Origin of the sequence: Streptomyces sp. NBC_01525, assembly GCF_045040405.1 — a bacterium.
GTDB lineage: Bacteria > Actinomycetota > Actinomycetes > Streptomycetales > Streptomycetaceae > Streptomyces > Streptomyces benahoarensis.
In genome coordinates, this window is the sequence record NZ_CP109397.1 from 4,286,847 (window position 1) to 4,309,298 (window position 22,452).

A 22,452-nucleotide genomic window follows, 5' to 3' on the forward strand; every position below is an offset into this window, starting at 1 on the left:
GGGCGGCGGGGGTGACCAGGGGACGTGGTCGAACGTGTCGGCGAACCGGTAGCGTGAGCCGACGATTCCGTAGGTCTGCAGAGGTAGGAGTCCCGGTGACGCAGAGCGGACAGGGCCACGACCCGCAGAATGCTGCGGGCGGCCCCGCGCAAGAGGGTGTGGTGCTGCCCGCGGGCGGCGAGACATGGACGCCCGCCCAGCAGGCCGCACCCCCGGCCGGGCAGCCCTGGGGGCAGCCCTGGGGCCCCGACCAGCAGAGCCCGCAGGCGTACGGTCAGTCCCCCGAGCAGCCCCAGGGGCAGATATCCGGGCAGTATCCGGGTCCGTCCCAGGGCTTCGGTCAGGGCCAGGCCCCGACGCACGGTCAGGGTCTGCCCTCGACGACGTACGGTCAGGGCCTGCCCCCGCAGCAGCCCCCGCAGGCCCAGCAGCACCAGGGCTACGGGCCGGGCCAGCCGTCGCAGCAGCCCCAGCCGTACGCACAACCCCAGCAGACCCCGGCGTTCCCGCCCCCGCCGCAGGGGCAGCCGCCGATGCCGCCCACCGCGCCCCGGCACGGGGCCGGCCAGCTGCCGCCCGCCGTGTCGGACGCCGAGGAGACGGCGCTGATCCCGCCCTTCGGCATGCCCGGCGCGCTGCCGCCCGAGGGCGCCGTGGCGGCCCCGGGACGGCAGGGCCTGACCGGGCAGCTGGTGAAGGCCACCCCGCAGCCGGCCGCGCCGCTGCCGCCCGTCGCGGGCGACGCGGACTCCACCACCTTGCTGCCGCCGGTCGGCGCGCAGCCCACGCCCGGCGCCGCGCCGCTGCCGCCCGAGACGGCGGGCCGCCCCGAGACGCCCGGCGAGTCGACCCAGATGCTCCGCAGCATCAAGCCGCCCCGTAACCGCGCGGCCGCGCCGCCCGCCGCCCCCGGGGACTCCGAGGCGACCCAGCTGATCCCGCCGGTCGGCGCCGGGGCCCCCGCGCCGCAGTCCGGTGCGCCGTTCGGCGCGCAGCCCGGTGGCGCGGAGCGGCCCACCCCGGCCGAGTTCGAGGGCCTGTTCCGCGCCGACTCCGGTGCCGCCGCCCCGCCCCCGGCCCCCGACGCCACCGCCCAGCTGCCGCGCTTCGACGACCAGGCCCCGCCGCCGTGCGGGCCGGGGGGCGGTCGGCACGGCTTCCCGTCCGGTGGCCACGACGCGCAGCCGGGGTACGGCGACGAGCCGGGCGGCCGTCGGCGTCTGAGCCCGGTCGTGATCACCGGCATCGTCGTGGTGGCGCTCGCGGGCGCCGGGCTCGGTCTGGGCTGGGCGCTCAGCGGTGACGACGAGACGAAGAAGGGGGAGCCCAAGGTCAATGCGGCCGATGCGGCTCCCAAGGACACCGCGCCGCCGTCGCCGACCGTCGACCCGGCCGCGGAGCAGGCCAAGAAGCTGGACGCGCTGCTCGGCGACAGCAACAACAGCCGGTCCGCCGTGATCAACGCCGTCCGGAACATCGGCAACTGCGACAACCTCCCGGGCGCGGCGAAGAACCTCAAGGACGCCGCCAACCAGCGCAACCAGCTGGTCAGCCGCCTCCAGGGGCTGCCCCTCGACAAGCTCCCGCAGCATGCCGAGCTGACCGCCGCCCTGACCACCGCGTGGAAGTCGTCGGCCGCCGCCGACAACCACTACGCGGCGTGGGCCGGTCAGGTCGCCGGGAAGCATGGCTGCCACAAGGGCCACGCCCGTAACACCGGCCACACCGCCCAGGGCACCGCGGCCAGCGGCGCGGCCACCAAGGCCAAGGAGCAGGCGGCCGGTCTCTGGAACCCGATCGCCCAGAAGTACGGCCTGCGGACGCACCAGGCGGGTGACCTCTGAGCCATCGGCCGGGTGCCATCGGGCCGGTGCGCGTTGAGCGACCGGCCGGGGCCGCCGGGCGCTTCCCGGCGCCCCGGTGAGCCCCGTCCGGCCACGGCCCCCGGGGGCGCCCGCATAGGCCCCGCGCCCGTTCCGTACGCCCCCGGCGCCCGCTCCCGCCGGCGCGCCCCCTACCTGTCCGTGCGCCGCCGCTCCAGCGTCCCGGTGACGTTCACGAAACCGTCGGACGCGGCGAGGACCTGGCCGTCCGCGACCGTCTGGTACATCACCGTCCCGTTCACGATCCGCGGGAAGTCCTGCACGGCGAGCATGTCCTCCGCGCGCCACCGCAGCTTCGGCGTCAGCCCGCCGGTGTCCACCGGGTGCTTCCCCCGGTCCAGCACCTTCTGGAGCGCGTACGGGGTGATCTCGTCCACCCCGTACGCGTCGAGCTGTTCCACCATCGCGCGCAGCACCGTGTACGCGATCCACGTCGTCTGAACGCCCTGGTCGGCCGGGTCGACGCGGTTGTCGCCGAAGGCGTGCGCGTTGATGACCTTGCGCATCGGGTTCCACCGCGGATCCCCGGCGGCCGGGTACCAGCCGGTGAGCAGCGCGCCCTCCAGCGGCCCGGACCGGCCGCCGGTGCGGTTGACCAGCGCCTGCCCGACGCTGCCCAGCACCGAGGCGACATGCACCTTCGGGCTCTGCCGCTGCAACCGCCGGAAGGAGTCGAAGAAGGCGTCGGTGTGGTCGCCCAGCGATGCCGTCACGCAGGAGCCCGGCGCCTCGCCGCCGTACGCCGCCATCCCGTAGCGCGCGGGGTCGGCGCCGACGGCGTCCAGCGCGCGCCGCACCTCGGCCGAGTAGTCCGTACCGTCCTCGGGCGCCCGGATGTCGGTGACCGGCGACCGGCGGCCCTGCTGGAGACCGGAGTCGAGGAGGGAGGGCATCTGGTCGCCCTCGATGGTGTCGGGCCGCACCAGGGCGACGCGGTCGCAGTCGCGCGCCAGCTGGCGGCCGTTCCCGGCGAGCAGCGACGCCTGACCGCCGTTGACCGGGTACGACAGCGGGCTCTCGAACTCCTCGTCGGAGGCGCCGTAGCCGCCTATGTATGGGACGCCCTTGACCTCCAGCGGCGACATGAACGACCGGCCGAACTGGCTGTAGGAGCCGACGACCGCGACCGCGCCCTCGTCGACCGCGCGCTGCGCGCAGCGGGTCGCGCCCACCGAGTCGTTGTGGTCGTTGCAGGTCAGGACCTTGAGTTGGTGACCGGCGAGGCCGCCCGAGGCGTTGACCCAGCGGGCGTACGTCTGCGCCATCGCCGGCATACCGGGCATGTTGGTGGCGCTGGTGCCCTCCGGGGCCCAGGTCATCACCGTGATCGGCGCCTTCTGCGCGGACGCGGTGCCCGGCAGCGAGCCGCAGCCCGTGAGCAGCGACGCCATCGCCGCCGTACCGGCCGCCCACCGGGCGGTGGTCCGTGCGGAGGAGGTCGGGAAGGGGCGGGAGGAGGGGCGGCGCCGTCCGGTCATGGTTGGGGAGCCTCGCGGTCCGCCCGAAACGCCTGAGTGATTCCAGGACAGCGGAGGGTGACGGTGAGGTGAACTCCAGGGGGCGATAGGTGATCGGGAACAAGGAACGTACGATCGAATACTGTGCAAGGTTCGGAGAAGTCTTCCCGTCGCGGCCGCCGCTCGACCACCATGGACGGCATGCCACACAACGACATGCCGTGGTGGCGCTGGCGCAGCAATGTGCGCTCCGCGCTGCACATGCTCTCCGATCCCGGATTCCACCAGGAGACCTGGCTGGCCGGCCGCCCCGGGTACGGAGATGTGACCGACGCCGTCTACCGGCTCGTCGAGGACACCTGGCTGGACAACTGGTCCGCGGAGAAATACGTCGGCACGATCTTCCGCGACACCCAGGAGGCGGCGCTCGTCGACGCCACCGTGCTGCGGGTGCTGCGGATCATGCACCAGGTCGGCGCGGACTCACCCGTCACCGCGTACGTCGAGCACCCCGCCTGGCCCGAGGCGGTCCGTGCGGCGCGCGAGGCGCATGTCCGGCTGGCCCGGGCGGACGGCGACGATCCGGACGCGCCGCCGCTGTCGCTGGAGGCGTTGGCACAGGTGACCGGTGGTGCCGCGGTCGGCGCCTGAGCCGATGGGACGCCCAGGGGGTATCCGGGTATGCGACCCTGTTGGGTCATGAGCGAGTCGCAGTCCTCCACGCCCGGCCCGAACGACGGGTCCGTCCCCAGCGGTTCCGGCCAGGGCCGTCCCACCGACCAGTACGTCCTGACGCTGTCCTGCCCGGACAAGCCGGGCATCGTGCACGCCGTGTCCAGCTTCCTGTTCATGACGGGCTGCAACATCGAGGACAGTCAGCAGTTCGGCGACCGCGACACCGGGCTGTTCTTCATGCGCGTGCACTTCAGTGCGGACACCCCGGACAGTGTGGAGGAGCTGCGCGCCAGCTTCGCCGCCGTCGGCGACTCGTTCCGGATGGACTGGCAGATCCACCGCGCCGACGAGAAGATGCGCATCGTCCTGATGGTGTCGAAGTTCGGCCACTGCCTCAACGACCTGCTGTTCCGCTCCTGGACCGGGGCGCTGCCGGTCGAGATCGCCGCCGTCGTCTCCAACCACACCGACTTCGCCGAGCTGGTCGCCTCGTACGGCATCGCCTTCCGCCACATCCCGGTGACCAGGGCGACCAAGGCGCAGGCCGAGGCGGAGTTGTTGGAGCTGGTACGGGCCGAGCGGGTCGAGCTGGTGGTGCTGGCGCGCTACATGCAGGTGCTCTCCGACGATCTGTGCACGGCACTGTCCGGCCGCATCATCAACATCCATCACTCCTTCCTCCCGAGCTTCAAGGGCGCCAAGCCGTACCACCAGGCGCACGCCCGCGGCGTGAAGCTCATCGGCGCCACCGCCCACTACGTCACCGCCGATCTCGACGAGGGCCCGATCATCGAGCAGGAGGTCGAGCGGGTCGGACACGGCGTCACCCCCGACCAACTGGTCGCCATCGGCCGGGACGTGGAGTGCCAGGCGCTGTCCCGCGCGGTGAAGTGGCACAGCGAACGCCGGGTGCTGCTCAACGGCACCCGGACGGTCGTGTTCGCCTAGCCGTCCGACGGGCGCGCCCTCGGCCCGCCCGGTGACCGCCTCCCTTTCCTGCTCAGAGACGGGGCCCGCTCAGAGACGGGGCCCGCTCAGAGACGGGGCCCGCTCAAAGACGGGAGAGGGAGGCGGTGGCGTACAGGACGTCGCGGACCGCCTCGCGTTCGCCGTCCGAACCGGCGGCGGCCTCGTCCGGGACGATGTGCCCGGCCGCCAGCTGGCAGAACTCCTCGCCGTCGAGGGCGAGATGGGCCACCGTGCGCTCCGGCGAGCCGACCGCCGCCGGGGAGTCCAGAGCTATGTACCAGTGGCCGCCGCCGTCACCCTCGATCTCCAGATGGAGCGTCCGGCCCGGGGAACCGGCCGCCACCAGTTCCCGGGGTGGCCCGGCGAGCCCGGCCTGGCGGCGGCGGGCGAGCGCACGGGGCAGCAGCCGGGCGGCGAGATCCACCAGGCTGTGCAGATGACCGGCGGCCGGGCCCTTGTGCGGATAGGCGACCGCGTCGGCGATGTCACCGGCATGCAGCCAGCAGCCGAAGGCCCGGTCGAGGAAGGCGTCGCGCAGCGGCAGCCGGACCGGCCCGTACGGCACCGCGAGGTCGCTCACCCCGCCGCCCGCGAACGAGGCCGTACGGATCAGCGCATGGCTCTGCTCCCGCCACGGCCGGTGGAGGGCGGGCGTCCGGGGCGCCTCGCCGAGGGTGCGCCACAGGGCACGGGTGCGGTCACCGGGCCCGGCGGTTCCGGCGGGCGCGGCGTCGCCGAGCGGATCGGGCAGGCCCAGGGATGCGGCGACCAGGCCGTCGACCGCCAGCAGATGCCCGAGCACTCCGGCGGCGGTGGTCTCGCGGTGCACCGGCCGTTCGCCGTCGAACCATCGCAGCCGCACCGGGGCGCGCCACTCGGCGTCGCCCATGTCCCGCAGCAGGGCGTCCAGCTTGGCGGTCTCCGCGTCGTACGGCGCGGCCCACTCGGGCAGCGGGATACGTGCCGGGCGGCGGCCCAGACAGCCCTCCAGGACGCGGGAGCGCAGCAGCGGATCGAGGTCGAGGTTGTCGGCGGGGTGGAGCAGGCCGACGGCGTCCCGCAGCCGCAGCGCCTCGTCGGCGCAGGAGGCGCAGTCGGTGAGGTGTGCCTCGACGGCGGCGGTCTCCTCGGCCGAGCAGGCGGCCAGCGCCCACGCACCGAGCAGCGACGTCAGCACGCGGTGCGGCAGTTCGGGCCGCCCGTCACCGGGGTGTGCGGCGTCACCGGGGGCCGCCGGGGCGCCCGGGGGAGGGCCCTCGGCGGGCGCGGGTCTTGTGGGGCCCGGCTTCGGTGCGGCGCGCTCCGGGGGCGGGCCGTCGGGCAGCGGGCCGTGGTCCTCGGCCGCGGCGCGCGGGGACGGTATCCGGGGCCGGGCCGCGGGCGGGCCCGGGGCGGCGCCGGTGCCGGGCGGCTCGCCGGGGCCGTCGTGGCGCGGCGGGTACGCGTCCTCGCAGCCATACCCCTCCCATTCCTCCGGGCTGTTCACCAGGGCCCTCCGTTTCCTTCGCCGGGCCCGCCGGGCGGCAGCTTCTGGTGGTGGGCGGTGGACAGCAGCTGGAGGCCGAGGCGGAGCCTGCGGCGGGCCTCGTCCGCGGTGACGCCCAGGTCGGTGGCGGTCTGGCGGTAGTCGCGCCGATGGATGTAGGCCAGCTCCAGGGCGTCGCGCAGCGGGGCGGGCATGGAGGTGACGATGTAGTCGGCGCGGGCGGCGGTGGAGGCGTCCTGGATCTTCCGCTCGACCTCGGCGGGCGCGGCCCCGTCGTCCCGGGTGAGGACGGCTTCGTTCTGGCGCAGCCGGTGGACGGCCTGGCGCTGGGTGAGCGTGGCGACCCAGGAACGCAGCGAGCCCTGCTTGGGGTTGTAGGCGTCCGGGTTCTCCCAGATGTAGCCGAAGACCTCGCGGGTGACGCGGTCGGCGGCGTCCTCGTCACCGAGGACGCGGTGGGCGAGGCTGTGGACGAGCGAGGCGAAGCGGTCGTACAGCTCGCCGAGCGCGGCGGCCTCGCCGCGGGCGAGCCGCTGCTGCATCCGTCTGTCCCCGCGTGGTGGTGCGTCCCTCGCCATCGGACCCTGTCCCGTCCTTCACCGCCGTCGTACGGACCGCTCGTGGCGCGGCCGGACGCGCCGTCGTGCGGTCAATTCCTTGCCCGCATCCCGCCCGCGCGGGCGGGACGCGCCACCGAATGTAGTCGGGGGGTGCGACACCGCACGTTTCTTTGCGGCAAACCGCCCCGGAACAAGGGTGCGGATGGTAGAAGAGTCGTCACTTTGGGGTGGGAATGCCCGGTCAGGCGGGTTCGAAGAAGATCGATCCCGCCCAATTCGGAGAATGCGTTACCGGGGTGTGACCGAAATTCGGCAAAGAGTGACCGCGCGCTGGGCATAGCCTTGGACGGGAACGGCCCAGTGCGCCACGCATTCCGCAGTGTTTCAGGGGAGAGAGGCCGGGCAGTCGAGCCGGGGAAGGGTGTGTTCCGGATATGTCCGGGAGCATCCGGTCCGCAAGCGAGCGAAGGGCTTCGAGCGCGTGTCGTTGAAGGTGGCAGAAGACGAACAGGGCCGGTGGGCCGTCCTCCAGGTGTCCGGCGAGATGGACCTGGTGACCTCGCCCGCGGTGCGCCAGCACGTCCACGACGCGGTGGCCGACGGCCGGCGGAACGTCGTCCTCGACCTGTCCGAGGTCCGGTTCTGCGACTCCAGCGGCGTCGGCGTGCTCATCGCCGCCCGCCGGCTGATGCGCTCCTGTCAGGGCCGTCTCCGGCTGATCCTCCCTGCCCAGGGGGCCGTCGACGGCTCGCACGTCAACCGCGTCCTCGCCGCCCTCGGCGTCCGCCGACTCTTCGAGGTCTACCCGGACCTGCACACCGCCGTGGACGAAACCGCCGCCCCACTCTCGGCCTGAGCCCGGCGCCCCTGGGCGGCGCGCCCCCCGGGGCCGTCACCCCGACCCGTACGGGGTGTCCGACCCGTACGGGGGCTCCGCCCGGTACGGGAACTGTGCGCGGACGACGAAGCCGCCCTCGGAGGTGTGACGCGTCTCCAGCGTCCCGCCGAGGCTCTGCGCCCGCTCGCGCAGCCCCACCAGTCCGTGACCGCCGCCCGGTAGCGCCGGAGCCGCAGCCGAGGCGTCCGGTGGCCCGTTGCGGATCTCCACCCGTAGGCCGCCCGTGACCGCCGCGTCCGTGGCCCGCCCGGCGTCCGGTGCCTCCAGCGGATCGATCCGGACCAGGACCCGCGCCCCCGGGGCGTGCTTACGGACATTGGTCAGCGCCTCCTGGACGGTACGGAACGCCGCCCGCTCCACTGTCTGCGCGCCCCGTGCGCCCGCCACCACGCCCGGCTCGTACGTCACGTCGAGGCCGCTCATCCCGATCAGCCGGGGCAGCTCCGCCAGGTCAGGCTGCGGCGCCGGGCGGCGCGCCTCCTCCGGGCCGCCGGCCGTCCGCAGCACGCCGACCATGTGCCGCAGCTCCTCCAGGGTGCGCACCGACAGCTCCCGGATGGTGCGCGCCCCGTCCCGGGCCGCCTCGTCACCCGTGCTGACCTGCACGGCGCCCGCCTGGAGGCTGATCAGGCTGACTTGGTGGGCGACCACGTCGTGCATCTCCCGGGCCAGCCGGGCGCGTTCGGTGGCCTGCACCCGGTCGGCCAGCAGCCGGTCCTCGCGGCGCAGACTGCGGGTCAGCTCCTCGACCCGCGCCGCCAGCTCGCCCCGGGTGCGCACCAGCAGCCCCAGGGTGATCGGCGCCGCCGAGGTGACGCACGCGTCGATCAGCACCAGGGCGTTCTCCCGGTACGCGGTCGGTTCGAGATCCGAGAGCGGATACGGGAAGAAGTGCGCGGCGATGAGCAGCGCCGCGCAGATCCCCAGCCGCAACCGCCCCGGGCGCCGCGCCGCCACCGTGTAGAGCGCGATCATCGGCGCGAACCAGATGTAGCCGATGTACAGCCCCGGGAGCGTGAAGAGGAAGACCAGCAGCGGGAAGCGGCGGCGCAGCAGCAGCGCGGCGGCCGCGACCAGCGACACGGCCAGCTCCAGGAGCAGATGGAGCCCGTTGACGAGGAACGCGTCGGCGATCCCCAGCAGCGCCGGGACGGCCACCGGGGCGGCCCGGCGCAGCCACCGCGGTACCCGCGCACCCGGACCCCCGCGCGCCCCCGCCGCGACGGCCGCGGTCCGCGCCCCCGGTGCCGGATCGTGCCCCCGCGCCCCGGGCACCGCCGGAAGCCGGTCGTCGAGCGCCCCCGGCGCGCCGTGGCCCTTCTGTGCCCCCGGCGCCTCCCCGGAAGGGGGCGCCTGCCGCGCCTGCCCCGTGCCCGCCATCGTCAGCACGTCCCGCGGGGTATACGGGCGACCAGGCCCGCGCGGTCGGCGACGATCGCCGCCTGGATGCGGTTGAGGCCGCCCAACTTGCCCAGCAGCGCCCGGACGTGGTCCTTGACGGTGCTGGGCGCGAGGCCGATCCGGTCCGCGATCTGGGCGTTGGCCAGCCCCTCGCCGAGCAGCGCCAGCACCTCCGACTCCCGCGGCGTCAGGCCCGTCACGGCCCGCGCCGCGGCGGCCTGGTCCTCGGCGGTCAGATAGCCGCCGATCACCGCCCGGGTCACCCCGGGGTCCAGCACGCTGCCGCCCGCCGCCAGCGTCCGTACCGCGCGCACCAGCTGCTCCGGCTCGGAGTCCTTGAGCAGGAAACCGGCGGCGCCCTCGCGCAGCGCCGCGGTGAGGTACTCCTGGGCGTCGAAGGTGGTCAGCATCGCCACCACCGGGGGCTCGGGGGCGGCACGCAGCTGCCGCAGCACCGTCAGCCCGTCCACGTCCGGCATCCGGATGTCCAGCAGGACGACCTCGGCACCGCTGCCCAGCACCGTCCCGACGGCCTCGGCGCCGCCGCAGTCGGCGACCATCTCGATGTCCGGGGCGGTGCCCAGAATCATCCGCAGCCCCGACCTGACGAGCCGCTCGTCGTCCACCACAGCGACACGGATCACCGGGCGCCCCTCTCTCCTCGCACGTTCCCGCCGGGCGCGCCCACCGGCCGCACCCGCGCCCCGCCCGCCCCGGGAGGCCGCCCTCCGGCGGCCCCGTACCCCCGCCGACCGGCGGGGGTACGCCCGGGACCTCGGGACGATGCCTCACCGGGGCGTACACCGGCAGAGTGCCTTCATGCTGCACCACCGACCGGGCCACCGGCACCGGAGGCGGCGCAGCTCACAGCGACGGCCGCCGCGGCCCCCACACGCGGCGGCCGCCTCTGCGCGGGCCCCGTCGCCCGCACCGGCGCCCGCCCGCGCCGTCCCGCGCCCCTCAGCGCCCCGCGGCCGCCGTCCGCAGACTCTCGCCCCGCGCCCCGCCGTACGGCCCGCCCGGCCGCCCCGAGGACAGCACCACCACCGACGTCATCGCCGCCAGGCCGTACGCCGTCGTCGCCAGCCACAGCGCGCCCTGGGGCGTCTCCAGAGACCGGTTGAAGTAGTCGGTCACGGCCAGCTGCACCACCGACCGCACCGTCAGATAGAGCTGCACCGCCCCGTACGCGAGCAGCGCGCTGCGTACGTCGCACCGGGCGCCCCAGGCCAGCGCCCCCAGGATCAGCAGGACCAGCACCGCGCCCGCGGAGGCGAACTCCGGGGGCGCCGCGAGCCCCACCGTGCCCGTCGCGGATGCGTCGACGGCCGCCCGCAGGAACCGCCCCGGGTGCCCGAACGCGAGCATCGGCCCCCGCACCGTCCACGCCAGCTGGACCACGCCCATCACCAGGAACAGCACCCCGCAGATCCGTGAGGGGCGTCGCCGGGCGCCCGGCGGCGCGTCCGGTTCGCCGGACGCCCCCCGGCGCGCGTCCCCGACCGGCAGCAGCGCCCCCAGCACCACCAGGGCGGTCACCAGCCCCAGGCACCGGGTGGCCAGCAGCCAGCCCCACTCCGGGGCGGTCACGTACCGGGCGCGGTAGGCCGCGTCGCACAGGCCGACGGCCTCCCGCAGGGCGGCCACCAGCAGCACCCAGCCGAGCAGCAGCGCCGCCGCCCGCGCCGCCCGCCGCCCGGCCAGCGCAGGACCGGCGACGCCGAGGAACGCCGCCGTGAACGCCCACTCGTACGGTCCGAGCACCGGCACCGCCCCGGGGAACGTCGGGTGGAACAGCTCCTCGACGAAGTCCCAGACGCCGCCGCCCCCTTGGGCGACGCCCCGTACCGTCCAGCCCGCCATCGCCAGCCCCAGGAGCCCCAGGCACAGCCCCGCGGCGCGGTAGCGGCCCCGGTGCGCCGGGTCGGCCCGGCCTGGATCGGGATCCGGGCGGATGTCCACCGCGCCGTCGTCCTGCATCACCATGCCCCAGACCCCCCGCTCCGCCCGCCGGCCGCGATAACCGGACCGTCCCGTACCGCAGCCTCACTGTGCCAAGGACGGCAGGAGCGGCGGGGGAGGTTCCCTGCCGTGTCGGAGCGTGGGCACCGCTTCCCCCGGGCCCGGCGTCCGAAGGCGCCGCGGACGCCGAACTCCCGCCGCGGGCTGGCATGATGCGGCCATGACGGAAACGGGGGAGGCGCCGGACGGCCGGGCCGCGCACCACGGCGGCGTCCGCCTCACCCGGCGCGGCCGGATCGCCGTGGGGACGCTCGCCGCGGGTGTCGTGGCGGCGCTCGCCGCGGTGCTGGTCAGTGCCGCGGGCCCGTTCGGCACGGACGGCGCACGCCGCACCGCCCCCGGCGTGTCCAGCCCGCCACGCGCCGCCCCCACGCCCTCGCCCACCACCCCCGTCGTCCTCGACTGGGAGGTTCACCACGAGCGCAAGCTCCGCGCCTGGTCGGCCGTCCCCACCACGTATGCCACGGTCGTGCACGACGACGGCGACGCCTCGTACCGCCGCCGGGGCAGCCGGATCGTCGAGTACGTCGTCCCCGGGGACGACAGCAACCGGCTGCGGCTCACCACCTACGCCCACCGCCCCCGGGCGCTGACCGCTTGGGGCGTCCAAGAGGTGGCGCGGTTGCGGGAGTACTGGCCGGACGCCGAGGTGTACACCGAGCCGACCCGCTTCCGGGGCCGCCCCGCGCTCCTCCTGGACGCCACGTACACCTTCTCGCCGCAGACCCCCACCAGGACCCGACGGCTCCAGCTCCTGACCACCACCGCGACCGGCCGCTCCTACGACCTGTACGTGGAGATGCCCCGGGTCCCGGCCGCCGAGCACGTCGGCCGCGCGGTGTTCCGGGGCGCCCGCGACCGGCTCCGCCTCGACGGGCCTTAAGGGTGTCCGTAAAGTCCCCCTTGGCTCGCGACGGGACTTTACGGACACGCCCGAGGGTGACCCGGACCCGAACCCGGCCCCGTACCCCCACATCGTCGCTGACCAGCACCGTTGCAGCCATCCACCACTGGCGCCGTTCGGGCGGCGCCGAAAAGGCGTTACCGTCGGATACACAAAGCGGTCGCGGCCCCATTACGCTCGCCCGCATGACGGACTCGCAGGACACCGGAACAGTCGACGCCGAACCCGAGGCGGCCGCGCCCGCCGAGGCGCCCGCCGCGGCCGTGCCCGCGCCCGCCGGGGCGCCTGCCGCCACATTCTCCGCACCCGAGGGCGGCAACCCCGTCGCCGCCGCCGTGCCCGGTGCGCGCACCGCCGCCGACGTCGTCGCCCCGGAGGTCGTCGCGCAGCTCGTCCGTGGCGCCGTCGGCAGCGGCCGCACCGCCAACCACACGCCGTTCACCGGCGAGAAGCTCGCCGATCTGCCCGAGTCCACCCCCGAGGACGTCGCCGCCGCCTTCGACCGCGCCCGCGCCGCCCAGGAACGCTGGGCCAGGGTCCCCCTCAAGCAGCGCGCCGCGGTGCTGCTCCGCTTCCACGACCTGATGCTGCGGCGGCAGGCCGAGGTCCTCGACCTCATCCAGCTGGAGACCGGCAAGACCCGGCTGCACGCCTACGAAGAGGTGCAGGCGGTCGTCGTCGCCGCCCGCCACTACGGCCGCAAGGGCCCCGCGTACCTGCGCCCCAAGGGCCACACCGGTGCCCTCCCGATCCTGACCAAGGTCAGTGAGCTGCGCCAGCCGCGCGGCGTCGTCGGCCAGATCGCCCCCTGGAACTACCCCCTGGAGCTGTCCGCCGGCGACGCCCTGCCCGCCTTCGTCGCGGGCAACGCCCTCGTCACGAAGCCGGACACGCAGACCGCGCTGACCGCCCTGTGGGCCCGGCAGCAGATGATCGAGGCGGGCCTTCCCGAGGACGTCTGGCAGGTCGTCATCGGCGAGGGCCCGGTCGTCGGCCCGGCCGTCGTACGCCATGCCGACTACGTCTCCTTCACCGGCTCCACCCGCACCGGCCGCGAGGTCGCCCAGAGCGCCGCGGCCCGCCTCATCGGCGTCTCCCTCGAACTCGGCGGCAAGAACGCCATGCTGGTGCTGGCGGACGCCGACGTCGAGAAGGCCGCCGCCGGTGCCGTCCGTGGCTGCTTCTCCTCCGCGGGCCAGTGCTGCATCTCCATCGAGCGGCTCTACGTCCACGCCTCCGTCGCCGACGCCTTCCTGGAGAGCTTCGCCGCCCGCACCCGCGCCATGCGGCTGGGCACCCAGCTCGCCTACGGCGCCGACATGGGCTCGTTGACCGGGGCCCGTCAGCTGGAGACCGTCAGCCGCCATGTCGAGGAGGCCGTCGCCAAGGGCGCCCGCGTCGTCGCCGGTGGCCGTGCCCGCCCCGACATCGGCCCGTACTTCTACGAGCCGACCGTCCTCGACGGCGTCGGCGAGTCGATGACGGTCTGCGCCGAGGAGACCTTCGGCCCGGTCGTCTCCGTCTACCGCTTCGAGGACGAGGACGAGGCCGTCGCCCAGGCCAACGGTACGCCGTACGGCCTCAACGCCAGCGTCTGGACGCGTGACTCCCGCCGCGGCCGCGCCGTCGCCGCCCGGCTGCGCGCCGGGACGGTCAACGTCAACGAGGCGTACGCCGCCGGATACGGCAGTGTCCGCTCGCCCATGGGCGGCATGGGCGACTCCGGTCTCGGCCGCCGCCACGGCTCCGAGGGCGTCCTGAAGTACACCGAGGCGCAGACCATCGCCCAGCAGCGGGTGATGCCGCTCGGCCCGACCTTCGGCCTGACCGACGAGAAGTATGCCGACCTGATGACCCGTTACTTCAGGGCGATGAAGGCGTTCCGGCAGCCCTGATGCCTCTGGCGGGGACCCACCGCGGCCCCCGCCCGCCCACACCCAGGAGAGCCCGTGCCGCAGAAGAAAACCGCCCACCACCCGCTCCCCGGGCAGCGCCGGGACCCCGACCGCCCGTACGACTACGACGTACTCGTCGTCGGCTCCGGCTTCGGCGGCGCGGTCTCGGCCCTGCGGCTGACCGAGAAGGGCTACCGCGTCGGCATCCTGGAGGCCGGGCGCCGCTTCAGCCGCCAGACACTCCCCAAGAACTCCTGGGACCTGCGCAACTACCTGTGGGCCCCGGCCCTCGGCTGCTACGGCATCCAGCGGGTGCACCTCCTCGGCAACGTCATGGTGCTGGCCGGTGCCGGTGTCGGCGGTGGCTCCCTCAACTACGCCAACACCCTCTACGTCCCGCCGCCGCAGTTCTTCCGCGACCAGCAGTGGGGCCATCTCGCCGACTGGCAGGAGGAGTTGGCGCCCTACTACGACCAGGCCAAGCGGATGCTGGGCGTCCGGCTCAACCCGACGACGACGCCGTCCGACGTCCACCTCAAGGAAGCCGCCGAGAAGATGGGCGTCGGCGACTCCTTCCACCTCGCGCCCGTGGGCGTCTTCTTCGGCGACGGCAAGGACGCGGACGGCGCCACCCGCGCGGAGCCCGGCGGTCAGGTCCACGACCCGTACTTCGGCGGCAAGGGCCCGGCCCGCGCCGCCTGTACCGAATGCGGCGAGTGCATGACCGGCTGCCGCCACGGCGCCAAGAACACCCTCAACGAGAACTACCTCCACCTCGCCGAACAGGCCGGTGCCGTCATCCACTCGATGACCTCCGTCGTCACCGTCACTGAGGACTCCCGCGGCGGCTTCGCCCTCGGCACGCTGCCCACCGACGACAAGCGCCGCGGCCGCGTCTTCACCGCCCGCCGCGTCGTCCTCGCCGCGGGCACCTACGGCACCCAGACGCTGCTGCACCGCATGAAGGACAGCGGCCTGCTGCCCGGCATCTCCCCGCGCCTGGGCGAGCTGACCCGCACCAACTCCGAGGCGCTGGTCGGCTCGCAGACCAGCGACCGCCGTTACCGCAAGAAGTTCGGCACCCGGCCCGACTTCACCCGAGGCGTCGCGATCACCTCGTCCATCCACCCGGACGAGAACACCCACATCGAACCGGTCCGCTACGGCAAGGGCTCCAACGCCATGGGGTCGCTCTCCATCGTGCAGGTGCCGCTCGCCGCCCGCCGGGGCCGACGCGCCCTCGCCTGGGCGGCCCGCAGCCTGCGCCACCCGGTGCAGACCGCGCAGTCGCTCTCCAACCGCCGCTGGTCGGAGAAGACCATCATCGGCCTCGTGATGCAGTCCCTGGACAACTCCCTGACCACGTACCGCAAACCGTCCGGCCCCGGAAAGGGCCTGCTCACCGCCCGCCAGGGCCACGGGGCCCCCAACCCGGAGCAGATACCGGAGGCGTACGAGGCGGCCGGGCACCTCGCGAAGGCGATCAACGGCTTCCCCGGCAGCAACGTCGGCGAGTTGATGGGCACGCCGCTCACCGCACACTTCCTCGGCGGCTGCCCCATCGGCGAGGACGCCGACCACGGCGTCCTCGACCCGTACCACCGCCTCTACGGCCACCCCGGCATCTCCGTCGTCGACGGCGCCGCGGTCTCCGCCAACCTGGGCGTCAACCCGTCCCTGACGATCACCGCGCAGGCCGAGCGGGCCATGGCGTTCTGGCCGAACAAGGGCGAGGACGACCCGCGGCCCGGCCAGGGCGAGGCGTACCGGCGCCTGGCGCCCGTCGAGCCCGTCGCCCCCGCCGTCCCGCCGTCGGCCTTCGGCGCCCTGAAGCTGCCGCTCCTCGCCGTCCCGGTGGTCCCGCCGAAGCGCCCCGCCGACGAGGGCGCGGAACCGGACGGCGACTGACCCCGCCGCGCGCGAAGGGCCCCGTGACGCCGTCCGCGAGGGGGAGTGCGGACGGCGACGGGGCCCTTGGCGGCCGGTGCCCGCGACAGGGCGGCGCGGGCACCGGGGAGCGGCGCCGGGGGGAAGCGCCGCGGGATGGTGGATCGTGGCGGGTGAGCGAGGTGTGCCGGAGACGGGAGTGTCGTGGGGGACACGTCGTGTCGGATGCGGCCGGTCCCGGGCGTCCCCAGGACCGGCCACCCATCGACGTGACCGGGCTGCTGTCCCCTGCTGACCGGTCACCTCACCGGAGCGAGGTCCCACGACGCGGGCCGCCGAGCGGCCGGCGTCTCATCCCTCCGGCGTTCCGCCCCGGGGGCGGCGTCTATGCGTAGTCCTGCCTCCCGCGCCTGGCTGACGCGGCACACGGCACAACGAAGCGGCTCCGCGGCTGGTCACGCGCCGTACGGGTGAGAGGCCGCCCGAACTCGGATCCGCCCGCTGCGCCCGGCGCACGCGCCCCTTCCGCGCGCCGGTCCGGCCTCTCAGACGCGGCCGCGGGACAGCTCCAGCAGGGTCATCGCCAGCGCGGTCCCGGACCGGCCGAGCTGCCCGCGGTAGTGGTCGAGGATCTCCATCTCGCGGGAGAGGTTCACCCGCCGCCCGCCGGACGCGATGCGCTCGCGCTGGATGACGGCGGAGACCGCCATCCGCTCCTGGACGAGGCCGATGATCCGGCCGTCGAGGTCGTCGATCCGCCCGCGCGCGTCGGTGATCACCCCGACCGCCTCCGGGGTACGCGCCCCGGTGTCGGCGGCGGGTGCGGTCGCGGTGGTGTCGCTGCTCATGTTCGGGTCTCTCCTGGGGGTCGGTGGCCCCCGGAGCCGACGGGCGGACCGGGAACGACACAGGCGCCCCGGGCCTTGTCGGCCCGGGGCGCCTGGGAAGTCGCTGGTCAGTCGATCAAGCAGCACGTCCATGGCAGCCGGCCGGGCCGGTGCCATAGGTAAAGACGGAGGTCAGCTGCTTGGACATGGCGCTCAGTATGAGCCCGTTAGAATCGAAAGTCCAACCCCTGCTCCACACCGCCGGAAGGCCGCCGAAGTGCCATCAGCGCCCCCCGCCGCCCCGGACGTCGTCCTCGTAGTCGACTTCGGCGCGCAGTACGCCCAGCTCATCGCCCGCCGCGTTCGCGAGGCGCGGGTCTACAGCGAGGTCGTCCCGTCCACCATGCCGGTGGCCGAGATGCTCGCCAAGAACCCCAAGGCGATCATCCTCTCCGGCGGACCCTCGTCGGTCTACGCCGAAGACGCCCCCAGCGTCGACCGCGCACTGTTCGAGGCCGGTGTCCCGGTCTTCGGCATGTGCTACGGCTTCCAGCTCATGGCCACCACCTTGGGCGGCACGGTCGACAACACCGGCGCCCGCGAATACGGCCGCACCCCGCTGGCCGTCTCCGGACCCGGCTCCACCCTCTTCGAGGGCACCCCCGTCGAGCAGTCCGTCTGGATGTCGCACGGCGACGCCTGCTCCGCCGCCCCCGAGGGCTTCACCGTCACCGCGTCCACGGACGTCGTCCCGGTTGCCGCCTTCGAGAACGACGAGAAGAAGCTCTACGGCGTCCAGTACCACCCCGAGGTCATGCACTCCACGCACGGCCAGCAGGTGCTGGAGCACTTCCTCTACCGCGGCGCGGGCATCGAGCCCAACTGGACGCCCGGCAACATCGTCGAGGAGCAGGTCGCGGCCATCCGCGCCCAGGTCGGCAGCAAGCGCGCGATCTGCGGCCTGTCCGGCGGTGTGGACTCCGCGGTGGCCGCCGCCCTGGTCCAGAAGGCCATCGGCTCCCAGCTGACCTGCGTCTACGTCGACCACGGCCTGATGCGCAAGGACGAGACCGAGCAGGTCGAGAAGGACTTCGTGGCCGCCACCGGCGCCCAGCTGCGGGTCGTCGACGCCTCCGAGCGCTTCCTGAACGCCCTCGCCGGGGTCTCCGACCCCGAGGAGAAGCGGAAGATCATCGGCCGGGAGTTCATCCGGGTCTTCGAGCAGGCCCAGCTGGAGATCCTCCAGGAGGAGGGCCCCGAGGTCGCCTTCCTGGTGCAGGGCACGCTCTACCCCGACGTCGTCGAGTCCGGCGGCGGCGAGGGCACCGCGAACATCAAGTCGCACCACAACGTCGGCGGTCTGCCCGACGACATCGAGTTCGAGCTGGTCGAGCCGCTGCGGCAGCTGTTCAAGGACGAGGTCCGCCTCGTCGGCTCCGAGCTGGGCCTGCCGGAGGAGATCGTCCAGCGCCAGCCGTTCCCCGGCCCGGGCCTCGGCATCCGCATCGTCGGCGAGGTCACCAAGGAGCGTCTGGACCTGCTCCGCGAGGCCGACGCCATCGCCCGCGAGGAGCTGACCGCGGCCGGTCTCGACCGCGAGATCTGGCAGTGCCCGGTCGTGCTGCTCGCCGACGTCCGCTCGGTCGGCGTCCAGGGCGACGGCCGCACCTACGGCCACCCGATCGTGCTGCGTCCGGTCTCCTCCGAGGACGCCATGACGGCGGACTGGACGCGGATGCCGTACGACGTCCTGGCGAAGATCTCGACCCGGATCACCAACGAGGTCGCGGACGTCAACCGCGTCGTCCTCGACGTCACCAGCAAGCCCCCGGGCACCATCGAGTGGGAGTGACCCGCTGACCGGTCCGCCGGTCCTCCCGCACGCCCGACGCCGACGCCGTCGCTCCTTGTGAGCGGCGGCGTCGGCGCGTTGCGGAGGCGGTGCGGGCGTACGAGGTGCCCCGTGCCTGGGCGTGGGGCCGCGCTGTGGGGCGTGAGGGGGCGTTGTGGGGCTTGAGGGGGTGCTCGCGCCCCATCCGGGTGGGCCCGGCTCGTGCCCGTGGCGGTGGGGCGGTACCCGGTCCGTGCCCATCGGGTGGGGTCCGGCCCGGCCCGTCAGGCCAGCCTCGGCCTGTCGGGTCAGCCTCAGCCCGTCAGGTCGGCTGCACCCGTCAGGTCAGCCGCAGGTCGATCCAGGGGATGGTGTCGCCCGGCAGGAGGTAGCGCTCGGTTTCGGCGAAGCCGTGCCGGAGGGCGAACCGCAGTCCGTCCTCGTTGGACGCCAGCACCACCGTCTCGATGGCCTCGGCGCCCCACTGCCGCGCCCGGTCCAGCCCGCGGGTGTACAGCTCCGCGCCGTACCCCCGGCCCCGGTGCGCGGCGAGCACCCGCGCGATCACCGTCGCCGTGCCGTCCACCGGCGGACGGACCGTGGAGCAGCCGACCAGGGCGCCGTCCAGGTAGGCGACCTCCAGCCGGTGGCGCACCGCCCGCTCCCGGACATCTTCCAGGGACAGGTCATGGGTCGGGATGACCGTGTTGTGGACATGGCGCCAGTCCTGGAAGGCGGCGTCATCGGCGGGCGGGGCGATATGGAGAGGTGACATCGCAGCAGGAAACGGGGGAGGGGCGCGGGTCGTCAACCGGTTTGCTCGGGGGCTGGGTTCGCGGCGGCCCGGGATGCAGGTCCGCCCGGGGCCCGACCGGGTTCGGCCGCGGGGCGCCGGAGTGCCGGACGCGTCGCCATCCGGCTTGGTCGGACCACGCGTGGCCCCCACCGTCAGTTGCGCGTGAGGAACCCCCGGGCCGCCGTCACGAACGCGGCGCGCGCCGCCGTGTATGTCTCCCACGCGCCATCCGGCACCACGTCGACGCGGTGCAGCGCCCGGAGTTGGTCCCTCAACTCCCGCGCCTGCTCGACCGGGCCCACGCCCTCCACATCGAGCACATTGAACGCGGCTTGGGTCGCCGCGTAACTCTCCCGCGTCGCCGCGAGGGTGGCCTCGGGGGAGTCGTAACGGCCCTCCAGGCGGCGCCAGACCACCGCGCCCTCGGCGTCGCTCGCGGTGAGGAACGCGGCGTACGCGTCCCGCCGCGCGAGATACATCAGCGGATCCTTCGGCACCGGCCACCTCCACCATGCGGGGACAGGGCGGCAGTATCGGCCGCGCGGCCCGACTAATGAAGGGCCGGTGCGGCGACGCATACCCGACCGCCCCGGGTGCGCGTCGCAACGTCAACCCGGGCGCGGCACGTTCACCCGCCGCCATCTGGACGGTTTCCCTTATCACCCGACACCTGCGGCACACTGCCCTCCGAACGTAATCCCTTACAGGGGACGGAAGTTGACGCCGAACGCGGCCCGAGGGTGGCGCGGGGTCATGGCGAGCGGCGGTGACGTAGCGGTGGAAGCGGCAGACAGGGCGATGGGGGCGCCCGGTGCAAGTGTGACTTCGGGGGCGGGTGGTGATCTCGGAGGCGAAGGGTGCCGCTGCGGCAAGTGCGGGCACGGAGCGCGCGCCGCGCACCGGAAAGCGGTCGCGGCGTTCGTGGCGCTGCGCGAGGAGTACGCCGCCGGACGCGGCATACCGGCCGGGCTGACCCGCTCCGCCGGAGCCGCCCGCCAGTGGATCTCCGACGAACTCACCCTCTCCGCCCGCACCTTGACGGAACACGCCGCCGCCACCCGCACGACCTGGCTCGACTCCGTACACCGCGGCACCCTCCGGGCGCTGTGGGGCGCGGTCGCCGCGCTGCTCCTCGGGCAGGCGCTGACCGCGGTCGGCGACGGCTGGACCGCACACCGTACGGCCACGCTGACCGCCGCCGTCGCGCTGGCACTCGGCGGCACCGTGACGGCATGGCGGCACCGTGGGCACGGCGGGGTGCTGGCGCCGCTCACCGGCGAGGACCAGCGGCTGTCCACCTCCCGTACGGTCGCAGCCGGTTGGTTCGGTGTGGCGGTCTTCGCGATGCTGACGGCGGTGGCCGGGAACGTGCTGCCCGGCGGCGCGCCGCACCCGTCGGAGGCGGACGCCGCGCTCGCCGGACGGGCCGCACTGTCCCCGCCGATGCTGCTCGTCCTGCTGACGGTGTGCGGTACGGCGGTGGCGGCGCGCGCCGTGGTCGCCGCGCGGGTACGGGCCGGGCGGCTCCAGAAACCGGCCGCCGAACGCCCCCGGGCCGTCGACCTGTTCGCCGACGACGCGGGCCGCGCCGACCTCGCCGCCACGCAGTATCTGCTGGTCAACGCGGCGGTGGCGGCGCTGGCCCTGACCGTGGTGATCGGTCCGCCCGGACTCGTCCCGCCGTCGGCGGGCTGGGTCACCGCCGCGCTCGTCGTGGTGTCGGCCGCCGGCTACCTGGCCGCCAAGTGCGATGAGGGCGGCCGCCCCGTCATCCTGTCGGTGGTCCGCGCCCGGGAGCCGGGTGATCTGCCCGCACCGATCCGCCCGGGTGACGACATCGAGATCCGCGGCACGGGCTTCGTCCCGCCGGGCGCCCGCACCCCGGACCTGCTGGCCCGCATCGTCGTACGCATCGGAGCGGTGCATGTGCCGGTGCCCCTGGTGCCCGGCCCCGGAGGCTTCACCAACCCGGCGGACGCCACCCTGACCGTTCCCGTACCGGCCGACATCGAACCGGGCCCCACGGAGATCCGGGTGATCACGGCATCCGGCGCGGAGTCGGCGGGATGGGTCGCGGAGGTGGGGGAGTAATCGTCCGGGCCGGGTGCGGGGCGTCGTTGTCGCCGTCGCTCTTCGCGTGACGGCGCCGACGACGGCGGTTGCTGTGGCGACCGCGTTGGCGAGGAGGGTGGTGCGGGTGCGGGTGCGGGTGCGGGTGCGGGTGCGGGCGTCCGGGCCTCGGAGCCGGCCGGTGCCGGGGACCCTGCCGGGGACCCTGCCGGGTGAAGGACCGTGGAGGCCGCGGCACCGGCGACCCCCGGCTCGCCGGTGCCGCCCGAGCGCCCTCCGCCAACGCCCCGGTACCGCCCGGAAACGCGGGATCATCGCGGGATGACCCTCCCCAGAATCCGCGTCGCCGCTGGCGTGGTCCGCCACCGCGTCGTTCCCGAGCTGGTGGCCTTCGACCACGTAGGCATGGCGGAGGCCGGTACCCAGGCGCCCGCGGGCGGAGTCGAAGCAGGTGAGGCGCCGGAGCGGGCTGTGCTGCGGGAGGTCGCCGAGGAGACCGGGCTGTCGGGCGCCACCGTGGTGCGGCGGATCACCGTCGAGGACGAGCCCCACCCCGACACCGCACAACCGAGACGGACCACCTTCTTCCTGCTCCGGGCGCCGGATGGCGCCCCCGACGCATGGGAACACCGTGTCCGGGGCGACGGCGACGACGCCGGTCCGGCCTGTGCCTGCCACTTCCTCCCCCTTCCCCTCCACCGGCCGCTCGCCGACGACCAGGACATCTGGCTGGGCCACGTCGCCCCACGGTGGGCCACCGCACGGCCCGTGTCCGACCGGATGCCTCCGGCCCGGGACGCCTGAACTCACCCGATGGGCCCCGCTGCCGATACCGCCTCCGCCACCCGGGCCGGCGACCGCCGCCCCGCTGTGCTGCAGCCGGTCCCGGCG

At 74.4% G+C, this 22,452-nt stretch carries 19 protein-coding genes; 10 read left to right on the forward strand and 9 right to left on the reverse strand.

Translation table 11 applies throughout. The features are described from left to right. The first annotated feature begins 95 nt into the window (after nucleotides 1-95). Nucleotides 96-1,844 carry a hypothetical protein gene (locus tag OG422_RS19295; RefSeq protein WP_405743872.1) on the forward strand — a complete coding sequence of 583 codons (1,749 nt, stop codon included), beginning with the start codon at nucleotides 96-98 and terminating at the stop codon, nucleotides 1,842-1,844. Between the two features lie 170 nt (nucleotides 1,845-2,014). Here the strand turns inward: OG422_RS19295 and OG422_RS19300 are convergent, their stop codons facing one another. Next, nucleotides 2,015-3,361: an ABC transporter substrate-binding protein gene (locus OG422_RS19300; protein WP_405743873.1), complete on the reverse strand. Its 1,347-nt coding sequence runs from the start codon at nucleotides 3,359-3,361 to the stop codon at nucleotides 2,015-2,017. A 180-nt stretch (nucleotides 3,362-3,541) separates the two neighbouring features. Here OG422_RS19300 and OG422_RS19305 point away from each other — a divergent pair, with 180 nt between their 5' ends. Together OG422_RS19305 and purU are read left to right on the forward strand one after the other, a co-directional pair. Further along, entirely contained in the window at nucleotides 3,542-3,991 is a 450-nt protein-coding gene (locus OG422_RS19305) for an SCO4402 family protein (RefSeq protein ID WP_251076864.1), read from the forward strand. 48 nt (nucleotides 3,992-4,039) lie between these two features. After that, nucleotides 4,040-4,963, forward strand: a complete 924-nt coding sequence (purU, locus tag OG422_RS19310) for a formyltetrahydrofolate deformylase (protein WP_405743874.1) — start codon at nucleotides 4,040-4,042, stop codon at nucleotides 4,961-4,963. 103 nt (nucleotides 4,964-5,066) lie between these two features. Here purU and OG422_RS19315 read toward each other — a convergent pair whose 3' ends face one another. Beyond that, nucleotides 5,067-6,470 carry a zf-HC2 domain-containing protein gene (locus tag OG422_RS19315; RefSeq protein ID WP_405743875.1) on the reverse strand — a complete coding sequence of 468 codons (1,404 nt, stop codon included), beginning with the start codon at nucleotides 6,468-6,470 and terminating at the stop codon, nucleotides 5,067-5,069. Beyond that, complete coding sequence (locus tag OG422_RS19320) at nucleotides 6,467-7,048, reverse strand: sigma-70 family RNA polymerase sigma factor (protein ID WP_405743876.1); 582 nt, start codon at nucleotides 7,046-7,048, stop codon at nucleotides 6,467-6,469. Before OG422_RS19320 ends, OG422_RS19315 begins: the two co-directional genes overlap by 4 nt. 475 nt (nucleotides 7,049-7,523) lie before the next feature. On the opposite strand from OG422_RS19320, the gene OG422_RS19325 reads away from it, so the two are divergent. Continuing rightward, complete coding sequence (locus tag OG422_RS19325) at nucleotides 7,524-7,886, forward strand: STAS domain-containing protein (protein WP_405743877.1); 363 nt, start codon at nucleotides 7,524-7,526, stop codon at nucleotides 7,884-7,886. 36 nt (nucleotides 7,887-7,922) lie between these two features. On the opposite strand, the gene OG422_RS19330 is transcribed toward OG422_RS19325, so the two are convergent. The 3 genes from OG422_RS19330 to OG422_RS19340 all read right to left on the reverse strand — a co-directional run bounded on the left by OG422_RS19330 (nucleotide 7,923) and on the right by OG422_RS19340 (nucleotide 11,315). Then, nucleotides 7,923-9,308 (reverse strand): sensor histidine kinase, encoded by a 1,386-nt coding sequence (locus OG422_RS19330; RefSeq protein ID WP_405747899.1) that lies wholly within the window; start codon nucleotides 9,306-9,308, stop codon nucleotides 7,923-7,925. Between the two features lie 2 nt (nucleotides 9,309-9,310). Beyond that, nucleotides 9,311-9,973, reverse strand: a complete 663-nt coding sequence (locus OG422_RS19335; protein ID WP_405743878.1) for a response regulator — start codon at nucleotides 9,971-9,973, stop codon at nucleotides 9,311-9,313. A 316-nt stretch (nucleotides 9,974-10,289) separates the two neighbouring features. After that, nucleotides 10,290-11,315, reverse strand: a complete 1,026-nt coding sequence (locus tag OG422_RS19340) for a hypothetical protein (protein WP_405743879.1) — start codon at nucleotides 11,313-11,315, stop codon at nucleotides 10,290-10,292. A gap of 196 nt (nucleotides 11,316-11,511) precedes the next feature. Here OG422_RS19340 and OG422_RS19345 point away from each other — a divergent pair, with 196 nt between their 5' ends. The 3 genes from OG422_RS19345 to OG422_RS19355 all read left to right on the forward strand — a co-directional run bounded on the left by OG422_RS19345 (nucleotide 11,512) and on the right by OG422_RS19355 (nucleotide 16,058). Beyond that, nucleotides 11,512-12,234 (forward strand): hypothetical protein, encoded by a 723-nt coding sequence (locus tag OG422_RS19345; protein WP_405743880.1) that lies wholly within the window; start codon nucleotides 11,512-11,514, stop codon nucleotides 12,232-12,234. Nucleotides 12,235-12,440: 206 nt separating this feature from the next. Further along, nucleotides 12,441-14,150 carry a succinic semialdehyde dehydrogenase gene (locus OG422_RS19350; protein WP_405743881.1) on the forward strand — a complete coding sequence of 570 codons (1,710 nt, stop codon included), beginning with the start codon at nucleotides 12,441-12,443 and terminating at the stop codon, nucleotides 14,148-14,150. Between the two features lie 54 nt (nucleotides 14,151-14,204). Further along, nucleotides 14,205-16,058: a GMC family oxidoreductase N-terminal domain-containing protein gene (locus OG422_RS19355; RefSeq protein WP_405743882.1), complete on the forward strand. Its 1,854-nt coding sequence runs from the start codon at nucleotides 14,205-14,207 to the stop codon at nucleotides 16,056-16,058. 524 nt (nucleotides 16,059-16,582) lie between these two features. Here OG422_RS19355 and OG422_RS19360 read toward each other — a convergent pair. After that, nucleotides 16,583-16,885, reverse strand: coding sequence for a chorismate mutase (locus OG422_RS19360; RefSeq protein WP_143943013.1), 303 nt, complete (start codon nucleotides 16,883-16,885; stop codon nucleotides 16,583-16,585). A gap of 256 nt (nucleotides 16,886-17,141) precedes the next feature. On the opposite strand from OG422_RS19360, the gene guaA reads away from it, so the two are divergent. After that, nucleotides 17,142-18,716 carry a glutamine-hydrolyzing GMP synthase gene (guaA, locus tag OG422_RS19365; protein WP_143943012.1) on the forward strand — a complete coding sequence of 525 codons (1,575 nt, stop codon included), beginning with the start codon at nucleotides 17,142-17,144 and terminating at the stop codon, nucleotides 18,714-18,716. Between the two features lie 319 nt (nucleotides 18,717-19,035). Here the strand turns inward: guaA and OG422_RS19370 are convergent, their stop codons facing one another. Together OG422_RS19370 and OG422_RS19375 are read right to left on the reverse strand one after the other, a co-directional pair. Beyond that, complete coding sequence (locus tag OG422_RS19370) at nucleotides 19,036-19,470, reverse strand: GNAT family N-acetyltransferase (RefSeq protein ID WP_405743883.1); 435 nt, start codon at nucleotides 19,468-19,470, stop codon at nucleotides 19,036-19,038. A 173-nt stretch (nucleotides 19,471-19,643) separates the two neighbouring features. Next, on the reverse strand, nucleotides 19,644-19,988 hold the full coding sequence (locus OG422_RS19375) for a hypothetical protein (RefSeq protein WP_405743884.1): 345 nt from the start codon (nucleotides 19,986-19,988) through the stop codon (nucleotides 19,644-19,646). A 301-nt stretch (nucleotides 19,989-20,289) separates the two neighbouring features. On the opposite strand from OG422_RS19375, the gene OG422_RS19380 reads away from it, so the two are divergent. Beyond that, nucleotides 20,290-21,582: a hypothetical protein gene (locus OG422_RS19380; protein WP_405747901.1), complete on the forward strand. Its 1,293-nt coding sequence runs from the start codon at nucleotides 20,290-20,292 to the stop codon at nucleotides 21,580-21,582. 300 nt (nucleotides 21,583-21,882) lie between these two features. Beyond that, entirely contained in the window at nucleotides 21,883-22,365 is a 483-nt protein-coding gene (locus OG422_RS19385) for an NUDIX domain-containing protein (protein ID WP_405743885.1), read from the forward strand. Nucleotides 22,366-22,452: the final 87 nt, after the last annotated feature.

Bases quoted from the DNA above. Each gene is read 5' to 3' on its own strand.
- OG422_RS19300 (WP_405743873.1), bottom strand. From the start codon at position 3,361: ATGACCGGACGGCGCCGCCCCTCCTCCCGCCCCTTCCCGACCTCCTCC.
- OG422_RS19305 (WP_251076864.1), top strand. From the start codon at position 3,542: ATGCCACACAACGACATGCCGTGGTGGCGCTGGCGCAGCAATGTGCGC.
- purU (WP_405743874.1), top strand. From the start codon at position 4,040: ATGAGCGAGTCGCAGTCCTCCACGCCCGGCCCGAACGACGGGTCCGTC.
- OG422_RS19320 (WP_405743876.1), bottom strand. From the start codon at position 7,048: ATGGCGAGGGACGCACCACCACGCGGGGACAGACGGATGCAGCAGCGG.
- OG422_RS19330 (WP_405747899.1), bottom strand. From the start codon at position 9,308: ATGGCGGGCACGGGGCAGGCGCGGCAGGCGCCCCCTTCCGGGGAGGCG.
- OG422_RS19340 (WP_405743879.1), bottom strand. From the start codon at position 11,315: ATGGTGATGCAGGACGACGGCGCGGTGGACATCCGCCCGGATCCCGAT.
- OG422_RS19345 (WP_405743880.1), top strand. From the start codon at position 11,512: ATGACGGAAACGGGGGAGGCGCCGGACGGCCGGGCCGCGCACCACGGC.
- OG422_RS19350 (WP_405743881.1), top strand. From the start codon at position 12,441: ATGACGGACTCGCAGGACACCGGAACAGTCGACGCCGAACCCGAGGCG.
- OG422_RS19360 (WP_143943013.1), bottom strand. From the start codon at position 16,885: ATGAGCAGCGACACCACCGCGACCGCACCCGCCGCCGACACCGGGGCG.
- OG422_RS19370 (WP_405743883.1), bottom strand. From the start codon at position 19,470: ATGTCACCTCTCCATATCGCCCCGCCCGCCGATGACGCCGCCTTCCAG.
- OG422_RS19380 (WP_405747901.1), top strand. From the start codon at position 20,290: ATGGGGGCGCCCGGTGCAAGTGTGACTTCGGGGGCGGGTGGTGATCTC.
- OG422_RS19385 (WP_405743885.1), top strand. From the start codon at position 21,883: ATGACCCTCCCCAGAATCCGCGTCGCCGCTGGCGTGGTCCGCCACCGC.